Consider the following 21,213-nt stretch of genomic DNA (forward strand, 5'->3'; position numbering starts at 1 on the left):
TCTCTTCTCCCTTCGTAACAAAAAAATCAAGTGCTCTATGTTTGAACATAGGGCACCTGATTCTCTCTGTTCCTATTTTTTATAGGCAGAACTGTCGTACGCCTTTTGCAAAATTTCCAGATAACGGCCAATCTTCAAATTATCCAGTCCTTTCACATAAGCATCCCAATCTTTCGTCAAATCTTTATTTCCCGTGATGAATTGCAATGCGTTCTGATCGATATAATTTTTGAGATTCGTTTGGAGAATACTCGCTTCATCCGTTTGTGCCGGATCCACCCATACGGCCCAGACAGGGTAAATCTCTTTCGGTTCATGGCCTTGGTACAAGAGCGTTGCATTATATAATCTGCGTTCATAGTTCGCGGAATCATACACATCTGTTCCTTGAACAATGCTGTCTCTGTACTCGCTTGGTTGGTAGAAGTGTCCCATTCCGCTCCAGCCTGCATTATGTGGCGCTTCTCCTTCCACAGCTGGAATTGATGCCATGAGTGGTTTCACACCTTTACCAAGAGCGACCTCGCCTTCTTTGGGTTTTCTCCAGTCAATCCCTTCCATACCTGATGCAGCATTCGTCTGACCTTCAAAAGTAAACATATAATCTACCATTTTGATTAACGTGATTTGCTCTTCTTTAGTAGCTTTGTTGGTAATGACGAATTTCGCTCCTGGCGTCAAACCACCACCATCATGCGTTGCAAGGGAACCGTTTGGCCCTGTAAGCGGTGGTACTGGGTTGTAATCGGCCGAGTTTTTATTTCCTTTATCAATGTTTACGAAAATAGCAGGATGCATGCCGGCGCCAGCACCAAGAATTTGCGTTCCTGCGTTCTCGCCAATTTTCTTGAACGCTTCCGCATTTTGCGTAAATGCCCCTGGATCAATTAACCCTTCGTCATACAACGATTTAATATATGCGAGGCCTTCTTTCCATTGCGGCTTATTCGCTGCTGTATCGACCTTGCCATTCGACATCGTCAGGTAATTGCGGTCATCATCATAGATGAAACCATTCATGAGAAACGGAATGATATGCACGCCGAAATCCTCTGTCGATCCACTTAGCGGAACTTCGTCTGCTTTGCCATTCCCATTAGGATCACCCTTTTTGAAAGCTTGAAGAACTTTCTTGAAATCCTCCGTCGTTTTCGGCATCTCGAGATTCATTTTCGATAACCATTTCGTGTTGATCCACATTTTGTTCGGATAGGAGCAATGGAAACATTGCGTATAAGAACCTAGTCCATAGATTTTGCCATCCGGCGCTGTACTAAAGCTCTTCAATGTAGCGTCCTTAGCCATAGCTGCCTTAATATTCGGGGCATACTGATCAATCAGATCATTCAAAGGAATGAGAATACCTTGCTTACCGTATTTCAGAATATCCGCTTGTGAGAATTGGTCGATCCAAGCCGTCAACATATAGGAATCCGGATAATCACCGCTTGCCAGTGAGATCTGTCTCTTCTCTTTGGCACCATCAAACGGGATGATTTCAAAATCAAACTTCGCATTGAACTTCTCTTCCATGAATTTCGTGAATTTATTCGTCTTCAAGTCAATCGCTGTATCTTGTTGTGCAAACATGCTAATCGCGACAGGACCACTTTTCGTAGCTCCCGTTGCTGCTGGTGATACGGATGCTGTGTCATCCTTCGAGCATGCGGCAAGAAATAAACTACCTACCATAATGACCATTAGTGCGCTTACAAGACCCTTTTTCACATGTATCGCTCCCTTTTTTCATACATTTAGTATAACCCCGAACGTAGATCGACGACCAGCATTACCTTTAAACGAATCACCCCTTTCAATGGCCTCCATCCTTCACATGGCGGGGCTGCGGCTTACCCTTTGACAGAACCCACTAACATACCTTGCACGAAGAACCGCTGGACAAACGGATAAATAATCAACACCGGCAATGTTGTGACGACAATGAGCGAATATTTCAATGCTTCCGCCAACTGCTGTCGCTCAACTTGCTTCAAGGCATCCGTGGCATTCGAGCTGTTGTTGAGAATGATAATACTGCGCAAAATCAACTGCAGCGGGAACAAACTAGCCGATTTGAGATAAATCAAAGCATCGAAGTACGCGTTCCACTGGCCGACAGCATAAATGAGTACAAGAACGGCGATGATTGGTTTGGATAACGGGATGACGACACTTCTTAGAAATCGGAAGTCACTGCAACCGTCAATTTCACTAGCATCAAACAATTCATCCGGAATCGCCGTTTGGAAAAAGGATCTCGTGATGATTACCTGCCACACCCAAATCGCATTAGGGATGAGCAGCGCCCACCTCGTATCAATCAGTCCCATTTGCTTAACGACCAAGTAAGTCGGAATTAACCCACCGCTGAATAGCATCGTAAACGTGATTAGCATCATGAGCACATTTTTGCCGAAGAACGTTTTTCGAGAAAGTGGATATGCAATCATAATCGTAAGAACAACACTAATAATGGTTCCAACGCCTGTATAAAAAAGGGAATTCGCATAACCTATCGTCACTTTCTCGTTATGAATCAGGGTATTGTACCCTTTGAGTGACAGCTCTACAGGCCACAGCCATACTTTTCCGGAAGTGACAGCAGCTGGACTGCTGAACGAGCTGCTAATGACATAAATAAGCGGATATAAAACAACAACGAGTAATAAGCTCAGAAGTACGTAGACGGCTATTAAGAAAATTTTATCACCTAGCGAATCTTTTACCTTTGCTTTGATCGTAGACATAGCTGCACTCCTTTTTACCAAATACTATGATTCGAAAATTTCTTAGCCATGCCATTAACAACAATTAGCAAGATCAAATTGATGACCGAGTTGAACAATCCGACAGCTGTAGCGAAGCTGTAATTCGCATTCAGCAGTCCCACTTTGTACACATAGGTCGCGATAATCTCGGAATTGACCGTATTCAGTGGATTTTGCAATAAATACACTTTTTCGAAGCCTATCGCCATCACATTCCCCACATTCAAGATAAGGACCACAATAATGGTAGGCAAAATGCCTGGCAAATCGACGTGTATAATTTTCTGAAAGCGCGATGCACCGTCTACTTTGGCCGCCTCATACAGCGAAGGATCCACGCCTGCTAAAGCAGCTAAGAAAATGACCGAATAATAACCAGCCGTCTGCCAAATGTCAGACCACACGTAGATCGAGCGGAACATGCCCGGCTCTCCGAGGAAATTAATCGAATCCATGCCGAAATGATTCATCACCACATTCACAAAGCCAAGTCGAGGCGCCAGAAACAGCATAATAATGGACACCATCACAACAGTAGATATGAAGTAAGGGGCAAAGGAAACCAGTTGGACAAGCTTCTTGAAGCGCTGATTGCGTACTTCATTAATTGCCAGTGCCAATAAAATAGGGATCGGGAAACCAACAATCAGCAGATAGCCACTGATTAATATCGTGTTTTTCACTAATGTCCAGAACAACGGATTTTCAAAAAACAACTGAAAGTTTTTAAACCCTACCCAGGGGCTCCCCCAAATACCTTTCGTGACATTGTAGTCCTTAAAAGCAAGCACCGCGTTTAATATCGGATAATACTTGAATATGAGGAAATACAACGCTGGTGGAATGATGAGCAGATACAGCTGCCAATGCTTCTTGAAGCTTCGAGTCGCTGCCTCCCTCAAACCAGGTCGACTGCTTTTGATCAGCGATCTCTGACTGGTGACTAGTCCTTTATCCAAAACAAAACCCCCTAAGATCATCTGTCTCACAAATGTTTGCGCTTTCTTGAGCCTTATTTTAGGGGATAATCGGCCGTTTATAAAAGGTACAATTGCGTTATTCCACGTACAATTGGCGGTAAATCGAGGGTACATCTGTCGTGTGATCATCCCCGTTCGCTCAATGTGGCAGCGTTAGTCCGTAATGCGGGTAGTGCGGTCAAATCCAATTTCAAATAAGGGTCTGCCATAACGCTCTCTGCAATATCTGGGGTTACTGGTGGGGCGGAGTGGCTGGGATAGCTGGTGTATTCCTCTAAAAACCCTCCCACCAAGTCACCCTACTCCTGTCAAAAGTGCAAAAGAGCACTTTTCCAAAGAGATTCCCCCTTCTTTTATTGGAAAATGATGCAAAAAGGCATCTATTCCGAGTGATTTCAGGAAATTATGATGAAAAACGTTAAAAAGATTGCCTATTTGCACGTATTTACCAGTACTAACCATAAATTAGCCAAAAAGGTTGTATTTTTGCACTTTTGAGAGACAAAACGGGAGAGTAATCCATCCAATAATCCGCGCTCCACAACCTCGACATCCATCGCCGCCACCTCCACCACCACTCAAAAAAGCGCAAAAAGAGCTAAGGGCATCAAGCCGCTTAGCTCCTTAATCCTCATTCCGTCGTAGACTGCCGATACGAACTCGGCGAAACACCGAGCACTCGCTTGAACGCTCTGCGGAAAGAGTGCGAACTATTGTATCCGACACGGGCAGCAATTTCATCGACCGTATACGTATCGCCTTTTAACAAATTAGCCGCTTGATCCATCCTTACCTGTTCCAAATGATCCGATAAATTCTTCCCTGTGACTTCTTTGAACAGGTTGGAGATATATTTCTCTGGACGCTCGACCTTTTCGGCCACCCGGTATAAATTCAGATCAGGATCACTATACATCTCAGCGATATACATCATCACTTGCTCTATGGTTTTATTGTGATGATCTGTCTTTTTATTGGCAATCAGCCCGCATAGGGATGCCATAATGCCGTCGATATTGTGCCGAATCGCATCGATTTCATCATTGGCCTGGATGTCAGCAACGCGATTTTTCACGGTTTCGAAAATGTCGGACTCCTGAAATGTTTTCTGGTACAGCAATTTCAGGAACGTGCCCTTCAACTCCCCGACAAGCTGATGCTTCATCTCGATGGACAGCTCACGATTCTCGATGTTTTGTGCCATGATCGCATCCAGAATTCGTCTCGCTTCGTCGAGATCTCCCGCTCTGATCGTACTGATCAAACGCAGTTCAATGTCGAGCGGATAATAGTAGGTGTCACTTTCCAACCTTGCATCTGAGAACCACAAGACCCCCTTGCGATTCATGTGCAGGGCATACTCTAACGCCTGAGTAGCTTGCTCGTACGTGTGGCTAACCTCCATTAGCGTGGTAAATGGATTTCCCATCGCTGCGATAATCGTAATTTTGTATTCCGTAAATAAAAATTCAGCAAGCTCATTCAGAATTCGCTCAACCTCTTTATTCGTGGTCTCCGTGTCTTCCGTAGAAGCAATCCCTTCAAAAATGACCGCAACCCGATCCGCACCGAGATCCGTCATATGAACAAACCAACCAAGATCGTGCAGCGTCTGTTTCATGATGAACCTGGCCGCACTTAACTCGTTCAGAATGTCAACGTTGTCCATACCGGAGTATCCTTTAATTTGCAATATACCCGTATATCCCGTATCCGCTTGAAGCCCTGTATTGGCCTGCTCGGCAGCCGCAGAAATCTCTTCCAGCGAGCGAAACTCGCCTGCGATAAGCCTTTTTAAGAAAGCATCCCGAATTAAGGGGAGCTGCCTGTTCAATTCATTTTCGAGACGCTTATTGTTAGAAATCATGTTCGAGATATTGCCCTGTAGAAAGTCATACTCGTTGCGTCCTATGGCTGCATCTTTGCCAAACTGCTCTTTCATCGCATTCAGCAATCTATGCATAGGATAACTATACCGGTAAGCTTGCCACAGCCCCACCAACAACCCCACCACCAGAGCGGCGCTTGTCACAGACCACGTAATATACTTGATTTTATTCGCATTTTCCATGAGAACATGTCTAGGAATTCCCGCTCGGTAGACCCAACCTGTGGTCTTGGATCGTATGGTAATAACCAAATCGTCATTATAGAATTGACTTGCCTGCGATTGATTGAAGCTGGAGTCTGAGGCCAACTTGGCAGCATCCGTTTCATTCATACCAAGCAAGCTTATCGTATGCCCTTGGGCATCACTGATATGAGACCAGCCACCGTATTGATCCTGGAGATCCGATAAGACGCTTGAGATAACTTTTTCATCAATGAGAACAACGACAGTAGCACGCGCGGCTCCACTAAAGCTGTCTAGCGGGAGCGATTGTATATACGTAATCACAGAGGTTTGCACACCATTCGTGACAAAGGGTTTCAGCGGTATGATTTCCCTGTTGTGCGTTTGCTCTAGTAGTGTTCGTTTCCATTCATCCGGGGCTAGATCCTTGTAGTGAAAAGACTGATAATACCGTTCCGGTTGGAAATAGGAAGATGCCGGCGTTAAAAGCACATTATAATTATTTAAGTAGATAAAAAATTGCTGTAAGAAATCATTCGTCTGGCTCCATGCTTTAATATCATTATTGACCTTCCAAATACCATACAGATTAACTTTCTCATCCATTCCCTTCTCATTCATAAGAACGTTCAGCTCTTGATTCAGAGCCAACTGCCTCGTGAAACCCTCGACCTCAGCCATCCTCCGCTCCAGAATATCCTGACTCTTCCGAAGCTGTGTTACGTTATTCTCAATAGATACGGATTGCGTCACTGCAATTGCGGTACGGTAAGACATATATCCGGCAATACTCGGAATAACCAAGATGATGATATAGGAGATCAGAAATTTACGGAATAACCGTGAGAACTTCGGCATGAACCCTATCCCCCTTTTTGTAAGCGCTATCTAAAGTGTGTTCTATTATACCATGTCGTTTTGCAAAAAAACAAAGGAAAGGCAACTACTTTTATGCTGACTGTAGCTGCCTGGGTCTACTCGATATTTAGATAAGTTTCACGCGTAAGGTACTGTCAATGTGGTACGTACAGCCGGGCTCCAGGGCCATTTCAATCTTGGAGTCTTGATAACGAAGGAGCACACGACTTGGGGAAAATGATTTGAAGACCGCCTCGACCAACTGGCCGTTTGCCCAACTCACATCCACCTCCACGTTCCCTTTGGCCCGTAAACCTGTAACCCTCCCTGTTTGCCATTTGGCCGGAAGCGCCGGCAGCAAGTGAATGCCTCCTACATGGCTTTGCAGCAGCATTTCACCAATAGCCGCCGTACCGCCGAAATTACCGTCGATCACAAATATATTCGTTTCGGCCCCTGCGATCCCAGCCTTGGAGAAGGTTAATCCATTGTCAAAACACAAATGACCAATTAAATGTCTAAGGTGTTTGTAAGCATTCTCCCCGTCGTGCAATCTGGCAAAATTGGCTGCAAACGCGGCTAACGTAAACTCAACATCCTCTAACATCTCACGTTCCATGCGATTCACCAAGGTTACTCTTGCTGCTTCGCTCAGTTCTGGCGTCCCTTCAGGCGTCACCTGATTCCCAGGGTATAAACAGAATAAATGAGCGAAATGGCGATGGTCTGGCTGCGCCTCTTCATAATCCTCCAGCCACTCCTGCAATTGTCCTCGACGTCCAATCATCAACGGCGGCAATATGGCGATAGCTTGTTTCAGCTTCCGTTGCAGCTCTACATCCACTTGCAAATGCTCAGACGCTTCTAGGCAAAATACAAACAAATCGCGAACCAGCACTTGGTCCAGCGTAGATCCCATGGACAATGGGTACTCGCTTCTCTGCGGATCATTCACATAGAAACTATTTTCAGGCGAATTCGAAGGGCCTGTTACTAGCCAACCATACTTCGGGTGTACTGTCATATAGTCGAGGAAGAAGGCAGCAGCTTCTTTCAGCACTGGATATGCTGTCTCTGCCAGAAACTGCTGATCGAGGCCGAATTCATAGTGCTCGCGAAGATGTGTGGCAATCCACAAGCCTCCCGTTACGTTCAGCCCCCACGATGTTTCCCAGCCTGGCGACGCGAATCCCCATGCATTGGTAAATACGTGAGCGACCCATCCCTCACACCCATAGAAATGCTGCGCTGCCGCTCTTCCGCTCTCCGCTAATTGCGCAATGAACCGCATTAAGGGACGATGGCATTCCGCCAAATTGCTCCCTTCCGTTGGGAAATAATTCATTTGCGTGTTGATATCCAAATGATAATCGCAGCTCCACTGCATCCGATTGGCTTCCCCATCGTTCCAAATGCCTTGGAGATTAAGCGGCAACGGAGAATCAGCCCTAGACCCAGCAATCGTTAAATAGCGGCCATATTGATAAAATAAGGCAAACAAATGCGGATCATCATCCTGCCCCTCGAAGAACAGACGTATGCGTTCATCCGTTGGTAAACTAGATTGACTTGATACGCCTAGATCTAGATATACTCGATCGTACAGCTGCCGATAATCCGCCACATGCTCCGCTCGAAGCTGATCATATCCCATTGTAGTGGCGTTCTCCATTTGACGCAGCGACTGTAACTTCCACTTGTCATTATTGCTGCCATAATCCGTGTTCGCTGCTACATAGATGACTACATCATCTGCGTCGTCGATCCTAATGTGACCAGCATCCCTATCTGCGGTCACGCTGCCGCCACTCGCGATGACTTTCAACATGCCTTGGCAGCATACACCACACTCTCCGTTGCTGTGCATATTTTCCGTTGCTTGCCCCTCAAAAATAAACGTATCGTGACCGAATAATGTTGCAGTGAAGCGATCTGTTCTTCCGAGAAGGCTCAGCGTGAATGAAATCCCACCAGGCTGATCGCTTGATAATCTCGAAGCCACGATTCCGCCTGGATGCGAAGCCCAAACCTCTCTTGTTCGTGAATGTCCTCCTGAGGTGTAGGTTGTCCGCGTACAAGCATGCTGAAGATCCAACTCACGAATCAACTCATCGCCTTGATGAGCAAACGTAAGTTGCACATCGCACATCGATAAGTTCGTGCCGAAATTCCCTTTTTTTGGCTGCAGTAACTCTTTTGCCAGCTCATCTCCCCGCCTATAATCCCCGGCAAAAAAATGCTCGCGCATCTGATCTAGTTCTGCTCTCGTGTTGGATTGGCTTGGAATGGCTTCCGACTTCCCTGACCAATAGGTCAGTTCTGTTATACTCCATGTTTCATGTTCTACACCACCGTAAATCATGGCACCTAATCGGCCATTTCCAATAGGCAATCCTTGCGTCCAATTCGAGGCTGGACGATTATACCATAGCTTCATTTCATTCATACGTGTAATTCCCCCATAATGGTTACGCTTTCTCTATGCTCATTGTAGGGGATATTTCTCCTGTACGGATAGGTACAATTGCGGTAATCCACGTACAATTGCCTCCATACATAGGGTACATCTCTCATTCGTGCATCCATATTTACATGACCATGAAAACAGCTGAATGCCTATTGCGTATTTCAAAGAATATGGCTGGAATCCTGTTGCGAAGGACCTTTGTGAACAGTGTTGCTGCTCCTGTTGCGCAGAGGTAGTCTACGAATTCTTTCCCTAAGCTAGCCGTGCTTTAATTCGCTATAAACAGTGGATTTTCGCGCGGAGTTTCAAGGAAAATTAGCCCATTTCACTCATGACAGCGAACAAGTTGCCTGTTATGCTAGCCTCAAAATGCTGATTCACGGTATAAGGGAGGCTAGGCATGTATCGATTGTGGAAAAAAACTTCGCTGCTCCTAACGGCTAGTGCATTGTTATTGACAGGTGTAACCGTTGGGGGATCTAGAGCTGGCGCAGAAGCAAATATTTATAGCATGACTTTGAAGTTAACAGGCGGAGTCTGGAATGATTGGATTTCATATGTAACCGCAGAGATTCCCTTCGTCATTACGTACAATACAACAAAGGCTGTGTCCACAACTTCAGACGATGCCTTGTTCTATTCGCGCGACAACGGAGTCAGCTGGATTTCACTCACACGCGGGGAAGGCGGTGCGCTAACACTCCCGATCGATCCCAGCCTCACTTCGGTTCGCTTTCGTATTCACGCTTGGTTCGATCCTTTGGTAGGCAGCAACAGTGAAGACGACTTTATATCGCAGCCATACCCCGTAAAGCAGCCTGGAGGCCCCACCGATGTGAAAGCCACAGCCAATGCCAATGGTTCCGTGACACTAACTTGGCTGGATAATTCGAATATGGAATCCCGCTACGACATCACGCGAACAGGACCTGATGGCAAGAAGACTTTCACCCTTGCAGGCAAAACCGATTCTATCGGCCAGGTATCCTACACAGATACACAAACTAGTACAACCCAAGACACTTGGTATGTGTACCAAATCAAACCCATCATTGACCAATATGCGATTCCCGAGTATCTGATTCCTGGAGAAGCGGTAACCATTGTGGAAACTTCAGCTCCTCTAAGCGGAATTAATGACATCGTTAAAACCGATACGCCTCTGTTGAAGGGATCAGGTATACAACCTATACTGAAGCCGGGCAAAACGAAAGTTAACATCCTTGATGATATTGCCCAGATCAAGGTTTCATCTGATCTTATTTCCAAAGTGGACGGTGTGATTACGAATGTGCCGGACATCTTTGCTGGTGCCAGTTCGTGGGCACTGCCTGAATTGAAACAAGCGTTCGGGCTCGGATTGACCACCAGTGAAACCTTAAGCAAGTATTCAGAGGCCATTACGAGAGAGGATTTTGCCGGTCTTGCCGTTCGACTCTATGAGAAGCTGACTGGGAAAACACTAGCGCCTGACTATAATCCCGTGTTCAAAGACACGAATAATATGCAGGTGAACCAAGCATATCGGTTGGGCATCGTGAATGGCTTGACGAACGATACCTTTGGGCCTAAGAACCCGATCACTCGCCAAGAGATGAGTGTCATGCTGCTGCGGACGGTGAAGTTGGCGAAGCCAGGTGTAGCGCTAGATACAACTATGAAAACAACCTTCAACGACTCGGGCTCCATCTCAAGCTGGGCGGGGGATGCCATGAACTTTGTTGTGAACTACGGCATCATGAATGGCATTGCCGGCAACAAACTCGATCCGCACGGCAACACCACGCGGGAGCAAGCGATCCTTCTCTCACTGCGCACGTATTTGGCAACCGCGTTGCTAAAATAGAACGTAGCTGCATGCTGTATCGCAGTTTCACCAGTAGTAAAAAAGGCATTCACTCCTAGGAGTGAATGCCTTTTTTACAAGCCCGTGGCTGGGTGAATCGATGGGATTCACGCGGGGATTCCTGCTGGATTCTCCATGGATTCCCGACGGTATTCCCTCGCGGATTCCTCTCGCTATTCTCGCGCCGATAGATCGCCACGCTGCATCCCCAACTGTGTATGCGCTGCCGTTGCTGCCAACTCCACTAGCTATCAAGCTCCACATGAGGTACCGCGCTGCAATAACTGGAAAACCTACAGTTATTTCAGGCGCATGTAGCTGGCTGTAGCAAATAACTGGAAAATCTACAGCTATTCTCAGCCATTTCCCCGCTTTTCGCCAGAATAGTTGAATTTAACTGTAGTTTTTCCATCTAAATGGAAAAATCAGCCGATTCTGGCGGATTTAGATGTCGTTTTTCCATCTAATTGCGGAAGCAGTGCCTTTCGGCTGAAAAGCTGGGTGAACCGATGGTATTCCCGACGGTATTCATACGGGTATTCACGCGGGGATTCCACCCGCTATTCTCGCGCCGATAGATCGTCACGCTGCATCCCCAACTGTGTATGCGCTGCCGTTGCTGCCAACTCCACTAGCTATCAAGCTCCATATGAGGCCCCTCGCTGCAATAACTGGAAAACCTACAGTTATTTCAGGCGCATTTAGCTGGCTGTAACAAATAACTGGAAAATCTACAGCTATTCTCAGCCATTTGCCCGCTTTTCGCCAGAATGGTGGAGTTTAACTGTAGTTTTTCCATCTAAATGGAAAAATCATCCGATTCTGGCGGATTTAGATGTAGTTTTTCCATCTAATTGCGGAAGACATTGCTGTGGGCTGAAAAAGGGGAACCGACAGATGATCCCGCGGGCTCCCCCAAGCTTGTATGCACTTCAGTTGCTGCATGCTTCACTAGGCTGCTTCATTTCCCACAGGGTGCTGCATGCTTTACTGTTTATGCATACCCCACCTGGGTTGCTGCATTCCCTACTATTTATGCTCACCTCACTGGGTTGCTGCATGCTTCACTGGGGTGCTTCATTCCCTTTTGTTTATGGATACCCCAATGGGATGCTATATTCCTTATCGTTTACCTACCACCGGTGGTCTACTTGCTCATTGAGACGTGCCCAATCACTTCAAGCAAGCCACAGCTTCATCGTTTTAATTTCATATGGGTTCATCGTCACGGGCAGATGATCTCGGTCAAATTCTACGTTCGTGTCCTTCGTACGTTCGACTAGGTCGCATTCCTTTGCATCTACAAGGTACTCTGTAAATGACAGCTTCACCGCCAAGCGCTCATCTTTCAAGTTTTGGAAGCGTAAGATGTACGCATCACCTTGCTCTGCCTTTTTGAAGGATAAGATATGAATCCCCTCTGCGCCTTCTTTCAGGAACTGATACTTTGCGGGTCCTGCAGGATTCCAACCTGCAGTAACCTGAGGTGGCATGCATGCTTCAGCAGATAATTGCTGTACATGTCCTGTCCTCCAATCCCCAGCATGTGGTGCAAGGCGGAATGCATATTGGAAGCTGCCACTGATCCACTGTGGGAAGTTCGTCCCCCATTGGTTGTTAAACAAGTTGAAATGAAGCGTTGGCTGCTCGGGTACATACACTTGGGAATATTGATATATCCCCTTCTCACCAATAGAGAATAAAGGTGTATCGAAGGGAATGATCATCAGTCCCACTCCTTCATCCTGTACATCAACCCATTGACTAGCGCAGTGAAGGCGAGTATTCGCACCTTTCTCAATATCTGTAAGCGGATTGACGCTACTCCCTAATTTTTGAAAACGATACGCCGGCTCACTTGCGTTCAGCGCAAATGTGAAGTGCCCACTCTCGGCGTACGCCGTAGCGGCTTTACGATGAACCGTTACTCCCATATCCGCATAGGGCTGATTGGCATCCAGACGAATCGATAAGCAGATCTCTTCGCCATTTCCAAACGCCTCATAACTTTCATTCGGTGTCGTGAACCTAATGGCAATGCTGCCCCAGCCTGCGCCATTGGATATCTGAACATCTGTAAGATGCAGTCCATATTGCTTGTGCTCGATCCTTGGATAACCCGGCTTACCGAAATCGTTCACATACCAATCCATGAGGTCATAGCTGTATGTTTTGACAAAATTCAGAATCTCCTCTTTGCCGTACACATCGTATTCGTATTGCGCAAACCTTCCATTAACTGCCCATTCTTTCCCATTCCGCTTGTCATAAAAGCTGGTTACCCAGCCTGAGCGCCTGTTCACCACGATGCGGATCGCATCGTTCTCCAGCACAGCGTTCTCTGCACCCTCCACTGCAATCGCATTATTTTCCAGCATCGCACTCTCTGCGCCTTCCACTGCAATCGCATCATACTCAAAAGTCCGATACCCCATCGGTGCCAATTCACCAATATAAGCCTCACCCGCTTCATTAACGGAATAAGATTTCCCCGTTTCTCTATCTGTCAGTGCACCGCGCTTGTGCGTGTCCAATGTGATCTTTACATGCTGTCGTTCCCAAGCCAGCGGGTTATATACACCAATGATATTCGAATCCCTGGTTGTAAAAGGTTGAACCTGACTTAGCGCTTTCTCAGCTTGATCCACATAGTTCGTCTGTTCGGCCCAAGAAGCCTCTGTCTTCAGGTAGGAGTCTGGAAACATCGCTCGGTCTTTCTGAATCGCGGCCTTCCCGAAAGCACGCTGGCTATTGCGGCCAGGCAATAAATTCGATTTAATATCGATTCCCCACGTATGTTCGCCGAATAGCAGCGTGTGTTCATACGCATCTGCGATATCATTCTTGTGATCATCTCCACGGAATCCTTGCAGCTGCTCTAGGGTTGCTAAGCTTTCCCGTGCTGCAATCTCCGAACGCATCCGCCGTACACGGGACACTTCTTCTGGATAGGTGCCGATCCCATGGATCCACGTATCCGCCAAATCCTTGCGAATGACAGGGATATCCTGATAATCTCTAGCCACAAAATCGCGTGCAAAGTCGTCCATGGTCCCGATTTTCACCTCGGTATCCGGATACGTACTCGCAATCTCATCCAACAAATCTTGCACCACAGAACCATCCTGTGGGCCATAGTTGTCCTGCGTTTGCAGCAGTGCTATCCAAATCGGATAAGGCCAATCCTCTGGCGGGGTCAGGTCTGTGCCATAAGCCCCTTTCGAATAATAGGTTAGGACCCTGCTGCCATCCGGACCTTCCCAATGAAATAAACGGGGCAGGTCAACCGGTGACGAACACGCATTAACGCCCAAATGCAGAAATTCAATGCCTGCATTCTTCAATAAGGTAGGCAGCATCCACGTATGGCCGGGTACGTCCGTCATTTTAGCTGAAATGGCGGTATGCCCATATTGTTGACGTAGCTTTTCCGAAATGTAGAGCCCTCGAATATATTCTTCTGTGCCGCAAAACTCCGTATGTGTCGTAAAGGGGAGCCCATGCCAACGCAGTTGTCCGTTCGTAATTAAAGCTTCTATTCTTTCTTTTCTCCCTGCATCCGGTGTATCCAAACATTCCTGCAGCATCCATGCCGGCAGTGTCCACACATAGTGATGGTCTGGTCCATCTTTCTTCGTGTCTTCACAGACAGCCATAACGTCGTTCATCATCTCTTCCTTATATTGCGAAATGACATTGCTGGCCAAGTCCGTGAAGCCCAAGTCTACATGCGTTTTAAAAACAACATATATCTTCTCTAGTTTCCTCACTGTTCTCTCCTCCGTATCCATCCTCTAGCTCTCTCCCTCCCTGACTTGCACCAATGCTGAAATATTGCGAGAAGTGATCGATGAGACACCCATCTCCATAAAGTACTTCATCTCCGCTTCTGTATGGACCGTCCAGATATAGACATCCAGCTTATGACGGGCTGCTGCCTGCAAGAGCGCTGGCTCTACAACACGATAATTCACGTTAAGACCGAAACAGTTCGCGCTCAACGCTTGTTGGCAACTGATTTGAACTCCCTCCATGTAATTCCCTGTTTGAAATAAGGAAGCGTCTGCGTTCAGCAGTTTGCGTAAGCGTGGATTGATGCTGTTTACATAGTGAGCCCTTACGGACTCACAACCGCTAAGGAATACCTGATCGTAGAGTCCGTTTATATCAACGAATCGAGAAACAGGCTCAACACTGTCATCCGATTTCATATCCAGATTGATTGTCTTGCCTGATGCCAGCAAAATTGGCATAACGGATGCCAACGACAAGATCCTTATTGTCTCATTACCATCAGATGACCCGTTATGCGCCTTGACAGCCAACTGGCTCAATTCCCCATAGCTCATTTGGGAAATCCGGTATTCGGTGCCATCAACCGTGTACACGTTGTCATCATGAGCAAACACAAGAACCCCATCTGATGTGATCAAGATGTCTTCTTCCACAATATCTGCCCCACTGAGAAGCGCCGTTTCAATGGAAAGCAAGCTATTATCTGGTGTGCCCATACAACCCGTATGTGCAGTTAGCAATGGATTTCGCTTCATCGTCATTCACCTCAACTAAAATTCATATTGGCGATGCCAAGGCTGTATAGGACTGAATTCGCAAACCAAACAGCCCCTTTCAACTTGAAAGAAGCTTGTATTTGCCATGAGCTCACTACTTCTTGATTTCCTCAAGCGGTGCGTGATGCCCATAAAATGTCTTTTCCCTTTGAATGGGGGCTGTCCATTTCACGGCATTGGCAATGACGCGCTGCACATCTTTGTTGTGATAGGTAGGATATGTCTCGTGACCTGGACGGAAATAGAAGATTTTCCCTTGACCTCGACGATAGGTGCATCCGCTGCGGAACACTTCTCCTCCCTGAAACCAACTGACGAGAATTAATTCCTCTGGTGTCGGAATATCGAAATGCTCTCCGTACATTTCTTCCTCTTGCAAATCGATATAAGGTCCAATTCCCGCTACGATGGGATGAGAAGGGTCCATCACCCACAGACGTTCTTTCTCGTCCGCTTCTCGCCATAGCAGATCGCAAGAAGTGCCCATTAGTTTGCGGAATAATTTGGAATGATGACCTGAGTGAAGTACAATCAGCCCCATGCCCTCATGCACACGTTTACAAATGCGATCAACGACGTTATCCTGAAAGCCTTTATGTTCAACATGTCCCCAATAAATAAGAACATCCGTCTGATCCAGTTTTTCTTGGGTTAGCCCATGCTCAGGTTCATTGAAAGTTGCACAGCTAATCTCGAATCCCTCTTGGCTGATGCCATCAGCAATAGCGCCGTGCATCCCTTTGGGATAGATCCGCGCAACCTCTTCTTTTCTCTGCTCCTGTAGGAATTCATTCCAAATTGTTACTCTGATCATACGAGCCCTCCCTTACCTAGTCGAAAGCATTTATAATCTTCTCGTTATGCCGTCTTGCGCTGAATCTATAATAGCTTGCAGCACTTGTTGATTACGATATCCATCCATAAGCGTCGGAAGTGACGATGAGTTCCTCTGTTCCAAGTAATCTACAAAATCTTGCAGCATCGGCTTTACTGATTTCTCATCCAAGTGGATGACAGACTCGGTCAGTTGTAGATTCTCGCCAGATCTGAGCGTCAAATGAACCTCATTCGGCTTTTCCACGGACATCCGTACCGTCCCCAAATCCCCAAACAAAGTAACGTTGAATTGATTCCCCGTCCCAATTGCATTCTTATGGGTATAAAAGGACCCCATCACGCCGCCTTCTAAGACAGATTGGAAGCCTGTAAAGTCATCCACATCCACTTGGGCGTATTCGCCTGTTCGCTTATTCAATCGGCGATCCGTGAACGTGGTCATCATACCTGACACCTGCGTAAATTCGCCTACAAAGAAGCGCGCCGCGTCCACCATATGGGAACCTATATCGGCTAATATGCCAGAACCCGCCATCTCTTTATTGAAACGCCACGTGTATTCCTTGTTAAACATAGGGGCGTTTTCTTCTTGCAAGTAATGTGCAGCGATATGCCGTATACGGCCTAAAGTACCGTCCGCAACGAGCCCCTTCACGTACTGAAAGCAAGGTCGATACCGATAGGAGAACCCAATCATGCAGGGAATCGGATTGGCTTCATATAATTGAAGCAAGTCATCCGCCTCCTCAATCGTTCGCGTAAAGGGCTTCTCCGAGAAGATGGGTTTGCCGCAGGCAATAGCCGTTTTCAAGATATCATAATGGAATTTATTGGAGACTCCGGAAATAAGGAAGTCGATGTCAGGGTCGGCTATGATGGCCCGATAATCCGTATATCGCTTCGCTGCTGGCAAATGCAGTCGATCTCCGACCCCCTCCACCGCTTTCGCATTCACGTCACAGATAGCCCCAACGCTTGTATTGGTAATTTTGGCAAGATTGTTCATATGGTAATCGCCGATACCGCCAAGGCCAATAATACCTACATTCCAATGTTTAGTACTCATCAGGTTCGCTCCCTTATTCGCGATCTTCATCACTACCAATTGTAGAAACTGAATTTCGTTCAATAATTTTGCCTTCAACGATGATGTTTTCTTCGTACTCCCCTTGCAGCACGCCTAATTGATGCATTAACAATCGGACGGACTGTGCACCTAATTCGGACGGTTGCAAATCCATACTAGTCAGAGACGGGTTCGATTGTACCATCATCGAGTTATCTCCGCATATGACGAAGATAGAGACATCCCCGGGCACGCTCAGATTAAGATCCTTAACAGCGTTAAGAACACTGAATGCAGTTCGATCATCATCGGCAATAATCGCCGTCACTTTCTTCTGCTGCTTACCCAGAATATCCATCGTCTCTTCATAGCCGTAGTCCATATATTCGCTGGAATTCAATTCTGGCTTATGATGAATCATGTGTTCCTCTACGTCTAACCCATGCTCCTTCATCGCCTCAACGAAGCTAGCCCTGCGATCGATCGATACGGTCATATGCTCATTCGCATTCAGAAACATAATATCTCGATGGCCCTTGCCAACTAAATACGCGCAAATATTGGACATCATCTGTGCATTATCATTATCTACGCTTGTAGAATGCTCGATATTTTCATTCATCACATGACCAACTGTCACAAAAGGAATCTGTCCCATATGCATGAGCGTGATACGTTCATCATTCGCTGTAGGCCTCATCACAACAGCGCCATCGATGGGATAACTCGTCAGAAAGGGCGTTTTCACCTCATGAACCGGAATGATATCTAGCAGCACCCTATACCCATAAGAAGCTGCTTCCAGAATGACCCCGTTAATAAACTGTGTATGAAATGCGCTAAAGAAGAAGCTGCCATGCGGTATGGTTAGGCCAATCGCCATCGTTTTCTTGGTAACTAAGCTCCGCGCAGTATGATTAGGAACATAATTCAATTGTCTGGAAACACTCATCACACGTTCTCTGACTTCGTTGCTCGTCGGTCTTTTTTGGCTAAAAACGTTAGAGACCGTCCCTTTGGAGACTTTCGCTAATCTTGCTACATCATCAATTTTAGCCATAGTTTGATATACATCCCTTCATTACAATGTCCATTTATGCCAATTGTGCATGAAGCTCCTCGACCAAGTCAATTAAATCTATCGGATTGCTGATCGTATAGTCGGGCTTTTGACTTTCGTCTTCATGCACTTTGGGATATCTTGGTGTCCAGCTCAAGAAAACGCTCGTGAACCCCATTTGATTCGCACCTTTCACATCTCGGCTTAAGTTGTTACCGACCATGACTATTCTTGAGCAATCCTGCTCCGTAAGTTCTAACGCTCCCATGGCCGCTTTGAACATGCGCGGACTAGGCTTTGAGTCTTTAATCGTTTCGGAATAAATCATCGTCGTAAAATAATCATATAACCCATGATCTGTTAACATGTTCTTGAAGGATTGCGCTCTGCCGTCGGCTACCAACGCCAATATATAACCACGCTCGGCGAGCGTCTTCACCATCACATCCGCCCCTGGGATTAGATCTGCTTTAATGACGATATCATGGTCATCCCGAATTTCGGTGCCTTCATCAATGATCGTATCTCCGCAGTCTAGAAAAACGATAAGCTTCTTCGCATTAGGATCAATCGGCATATGATCTTTCGTTGTTGGTTTATACATGAGCAGCGACACCTCTTAAGTTTAATTGGTCAGCATAATGACAAGCCGTGTAATGCTTGTTGCCTACATCCTGCAACTTCGGTTCTTCCTTCACGCATTTGTCAGTCTTGTACATACATCTTGGATGAAAATGGCATCCACTTGGCGGATTAGCCGGATTCGGCACCTCGCCTTCAAGAATGATGCGGTCCTTCTTATAATCAGGGTCAGGTTCAGGTACGGCCGACAGCAGCGCCTCCGTGTACGGATGCTTAGGTGTTTGAAATAGCGCGTCTACAGGTGCTAACTCGACAATCCGCCCCAAGTGCATGACCGCCACACGGTCCGAAATATTTTGCACAATAGATAGATCATGCGAGATGAAAATATACGTAATCTGAAGCTGCTTCTGCAGATCCTTCAACAAGTTAATAATTTGCGCTTTGATCGACACATCCAAGGCCGATACCGCTTCATCGCAGACGATGAGTCGTGGCTGAGAAATAAGCGCCCTTGCAATCGCGATGCGTTGTCTCTGCCCGCCGGAGAAGGCATGTGGATATCGTTTGAGATAGCTGACATTCAGACCAGTCTTTTCTGCAATTAAGGTAACTTTCTCATCCAGCTCCGCTTTCGTTAACTTAAAGTTGGCGAGCAGCGGCTCCGAAATAATGTCATACACACTCATTCTCGGGCTTAGTGACGAATACGGATCCTGAAAGATCATCTGAATATCTTTTCTGAACTTCTTGAATTCTTTCCCCCGAAGACCTAGGAAATCGACCTCCTCATTGCCCTCCGTATGGTAAATGACTTCCCCAGAAGATGCATTCATGCCCCTGACGATACAACGGCCCAGTGTTGTTTTCCCACAGCCGGATTCGCCGACAATGCTTAGCGTTTCTCCCTCCATCAGCTCGAAAGATACATCATTCAACACACGAACGGATGAAGGCCTAGCAAACAACTTATTTTTATCTTTCACTTCAAAATTTTTGATTAAATGTTTGACTTTCAGAATCGGTTTAGACATATGCTTTCTCCTCACCTTCATTCGCGTAAAGGAAACATCGAACCATATGGTTATCGGATATTCGCGTTTTGGGCACGGCTTGTTTATTGCATACCCCTTCAATTCGATCCTTGCAGCGCTCATAGAATCCGCACATAGGCGGCATATCGATCGGCATCGGAACGGTACCTTCAATGGATTCCAACCGTTTGTTTCGGTTGCCAGCCAACTTCGGCATTGAATTGAGCAAGCCTTTGGTATAGGGATGTTTGGGATTGTTAAAAATCTCACCTACGGTCGATTGCTCCACAATCTTCCCTAAATACATAACAGCCACTTCATCGCACATCTCTGCAATAATGCCTAGATCATGGGTAACAAGTAGGATCGCCATGCCGAACTCTTTTTGCAGCCCTTTCATCAGTTCCATCACTTGGGCTTGAATCGTCACATCCAGCGCAGTCGTAGGCTCATCGGCAATTAACAATTCCGGATTACAGGATAAGGCCATGGAGATCATCGCCCGCTGACGCATACCGCCCGAGAATTCATGCGGGTACTGGTCGAATCGTTTCGCTTCATCCGAAATGCCCACTTTACTTAACATTTCAAGCGCGATTTTCTTCGCTTCTTTCTTATCTTTGGTACGGTGGATAAGGATCGATTCCATGATCTGATTGCCAATCGTATACATGGGTGAAAATGCCGTCATCGGCTCTTGAAAGATCATCGCGATTTTGCGGCCGCGAATGGATCGAATTTGTTTACCTCGCGTATCTAGCGATAGCAGATCCAGCTTGCCCAGCGCCTTCTCTGACGCAGAATGATACACAATTTTGCCGGAAGTTTCGCACTCTTTGGGATTAATGGAGATAATCGCTCTGCTGGTTAAACTTTTTCCACAGCCAGATTCACCAACAAGTCCCAGTGTTTTTCCTTTTTTTATATCAAAATCAACGCCATCTACAGCCCTCATTTCCCCATTATCCATCTGAATACGAATCTTGAGGTCTTGAACAGACAGTAGGGGTAGTTCGGATTGTGACTCGATAACAGCTTCTGATGTCATGACATTCCCCGCCTTACCTTGG

14 protein-coding genes are annotated in these 21,213 nt (G+C 46.4%); 1 reads left to right on the forward strand and 13 read right to left on the reverse strand.

Translation table 11 applies throughout. The features are described from left to right. Positions 1-72: 72 nt before the first annotated feature. From A8708_RS03810 to A8708_RS03830, 5 genes are all read right to left on the reverse strand, one after another. Positions 73-1,728: a type 2 periplasmic-binding domain-containing protein gene (locus A8708_RS03810; protein WP_420848527.1), complete on the reverse strand. Its 1,656-nt coding sequence runs from the start codon at positions 1,726-1,728 to the stop codon at positions 73-75. 122 nt (positions 1,729-1,850) lie between these two features. Beyond that, positions 1,851-2,747 carry a carbohydrate ABC transporter permease gene (locus tag A8708_RS03815; protein WP_068662192.1) on the reverse strand — a complete coding sequence of 299 codons (897 nt, stop codon included), beginning with the start codon at positions 2,745-2,747 and terminating at the stop codon, positions 1,851-1,853. Positions 2,748-2,761: 14 nt separating this feature from the next. Then, on the reverse strand, positions 2,762-3,727 hold the full coding sequence (locus tag A8708_RS03820) for an ABC transporter permease (RefSeq protein WP_239696519.1): 966 nt from the start codon (positions 3,725-3,727) through the stop codon (positions 2,762-2,764). A gap of 652 nt (positions 3,728-4,379) precedes the next feature. Continuing rightward, positions 4,380-6,680, reverse strand: coding sequence for a helix-turn-helix domain-containing protein (locus tag A8708_RS03825; protein ID WP_068662193.1), 2,301 nt, complete (start codon positions 6,678-6,680; stop codon positions 4,380-4,382). Positions 6,681-6,807: 127 nt separating this feature from the next. Next, positions 6,808-9,126: a glycoside hydrolase family 95 protein gene (locus tag A8708_RS03830; RefSeq protein ID WP_068662194.1), complete on the reverse strand. Its 2,319-nt coding sequence runs from the start codon at positions 9,124-9,126 to the stop codon at positions 6,808-6,810. A gap of 421 nt (positions 9,127-9,547) precedes the next feature. Here A8708_RS03830 and A8708_RS03835 point away from each other — a divergent pair, with 421 nt between their 5' ends. Continuing rightward, on the forward strand, positions 9,548-10,993 hold the full coding sequence (locus A8708_RS03835; RefSeq protein ID WP_068662195.1) for an S-layer homology domain-containing protein: 1,446 nt from the start codon (positions 9,548-9,550) through the stop codon (positions 10,991-10,993). A 1,178-nt stretch (positions 10,994-12,171) separates the two neighbouring features. Here A8708_RS03835 and A8708_RS03840 read toward each other — a convergent pair. The 8 genes from A8708_RS03840 to A8708_RS03875 form a co-directional block, all read right to left on the reverse strand. Beyond that, the gene (locus A8708_RS03840) at positions 12,172-14,763 is read right to left on the reverse strand and encodes a glycosyl hydrolase-related protein (protein WP_167355848.1); all 2,592 of its coding nucleotides are present in this window, start codon (positions 14,761-14,763) and stop codon (positions 12,172-12,174) included. A gap of 24 nt (positions 14,764-14,787) precedes the next feature. Continuing rightward, positions 14,788-15,543, reverse strand: coding sequence for a glycerophosphodiester phosphodiesterase (locus tag A8708_RS03845; protein ID WP_068662197.1), 756 nt, complete (start codon positions 15,541-15,543; stop codon positions 14,788-14,790). 115 nt (positions 15,544-15,658) lie between these two features. Next, positions 15,659-16,378, reverse strand: a complete 720-nt coding sequence (locus tag A8708_RS03850; RefSeq protein WP_068662198.1) for a ThuA domain-containing protein — start codon at positions 16,376-16,378, stop codon at positions 15,659-15,661. Positions 16,379-16,408: 30 nt separating this feature from the next. Then, the gene (locus A8708_RS03855; protein ID WP_068662263.1) at positions 16,409-17,467 is read right to left on the reverse strand and encodes a Gfo/Idh/MocA family protein; all 1,059 of its coding nucleotides are present in this window, start codon (positions 17,465-17,467) and stop codon (positions 16,409-16,411) included. Between the two features lie 13 nt (positions 17,468-17,480). Further along, the gene (locus A8708_RS03860; RefSeq protein ID WP_068662199.1) at positions 17,481-18,527 is read right to left on the reverse strand and encodes a LacI family DNA-binding transcriptional regulator; all 1,047 of its coding nucleotides are present in this window, start codon (positions 18,525-18,527) and stop codon (positions 17,481-17,483) included. 34 nt (positions 18,528-18,561) lie between these two features. Beyond that, positions 18,562-19,131 (reverse strand): HAD family hydrolase, encoded by a 570-nt coding sequence (locus A8708_RS03865; RefSeq protein WP_239696521.1) that lies wholly within the window; start codon positions 19,129-19,131, stop codon positions 18,562-18,564. Then, on the reverse strand, positions 19,124-20,143 hold the full coding sequence (locus A8708_RS03870) for an ABC transporter ATP-binding protein (protein WP_068662200.1): 1,020 nt from the start codon (positions 20,141-20,143) through the stop codon (positions 19,124-19,126). Before A8708_RS03870 ends, A8708_RS03865 begins: the two co-directional genes overlap by 8 nt. Beyond that, positions 20,136-21,191 (reverse strand): ABC transporter ATP-binding protein, encoded by a 1,056-nt coding sequence (locus A8708_RS03875; RefSeq protein WP_068662201.1) that lies wholly within the window; start codon positions 21,189-21,191, stop codon positions 20,136-20,138. Before A8708_RS03875 ends, A8708_RS03870 begins: the two co-directional genes overlap by 8 nt. Positions 21,192-21,213: the final 22 nt, after the last annotated feature.

It is taken from the genome of Paenibacillus oryzisoli, from assembly GCF_001653565.1.
Taxonomy (GTDB): Bacteria; Bacillota; Bacilli; order Paenibacillales; family NBRC-103111; genus Paenibacillus_E; species Paenibacillus_E oryzisoli.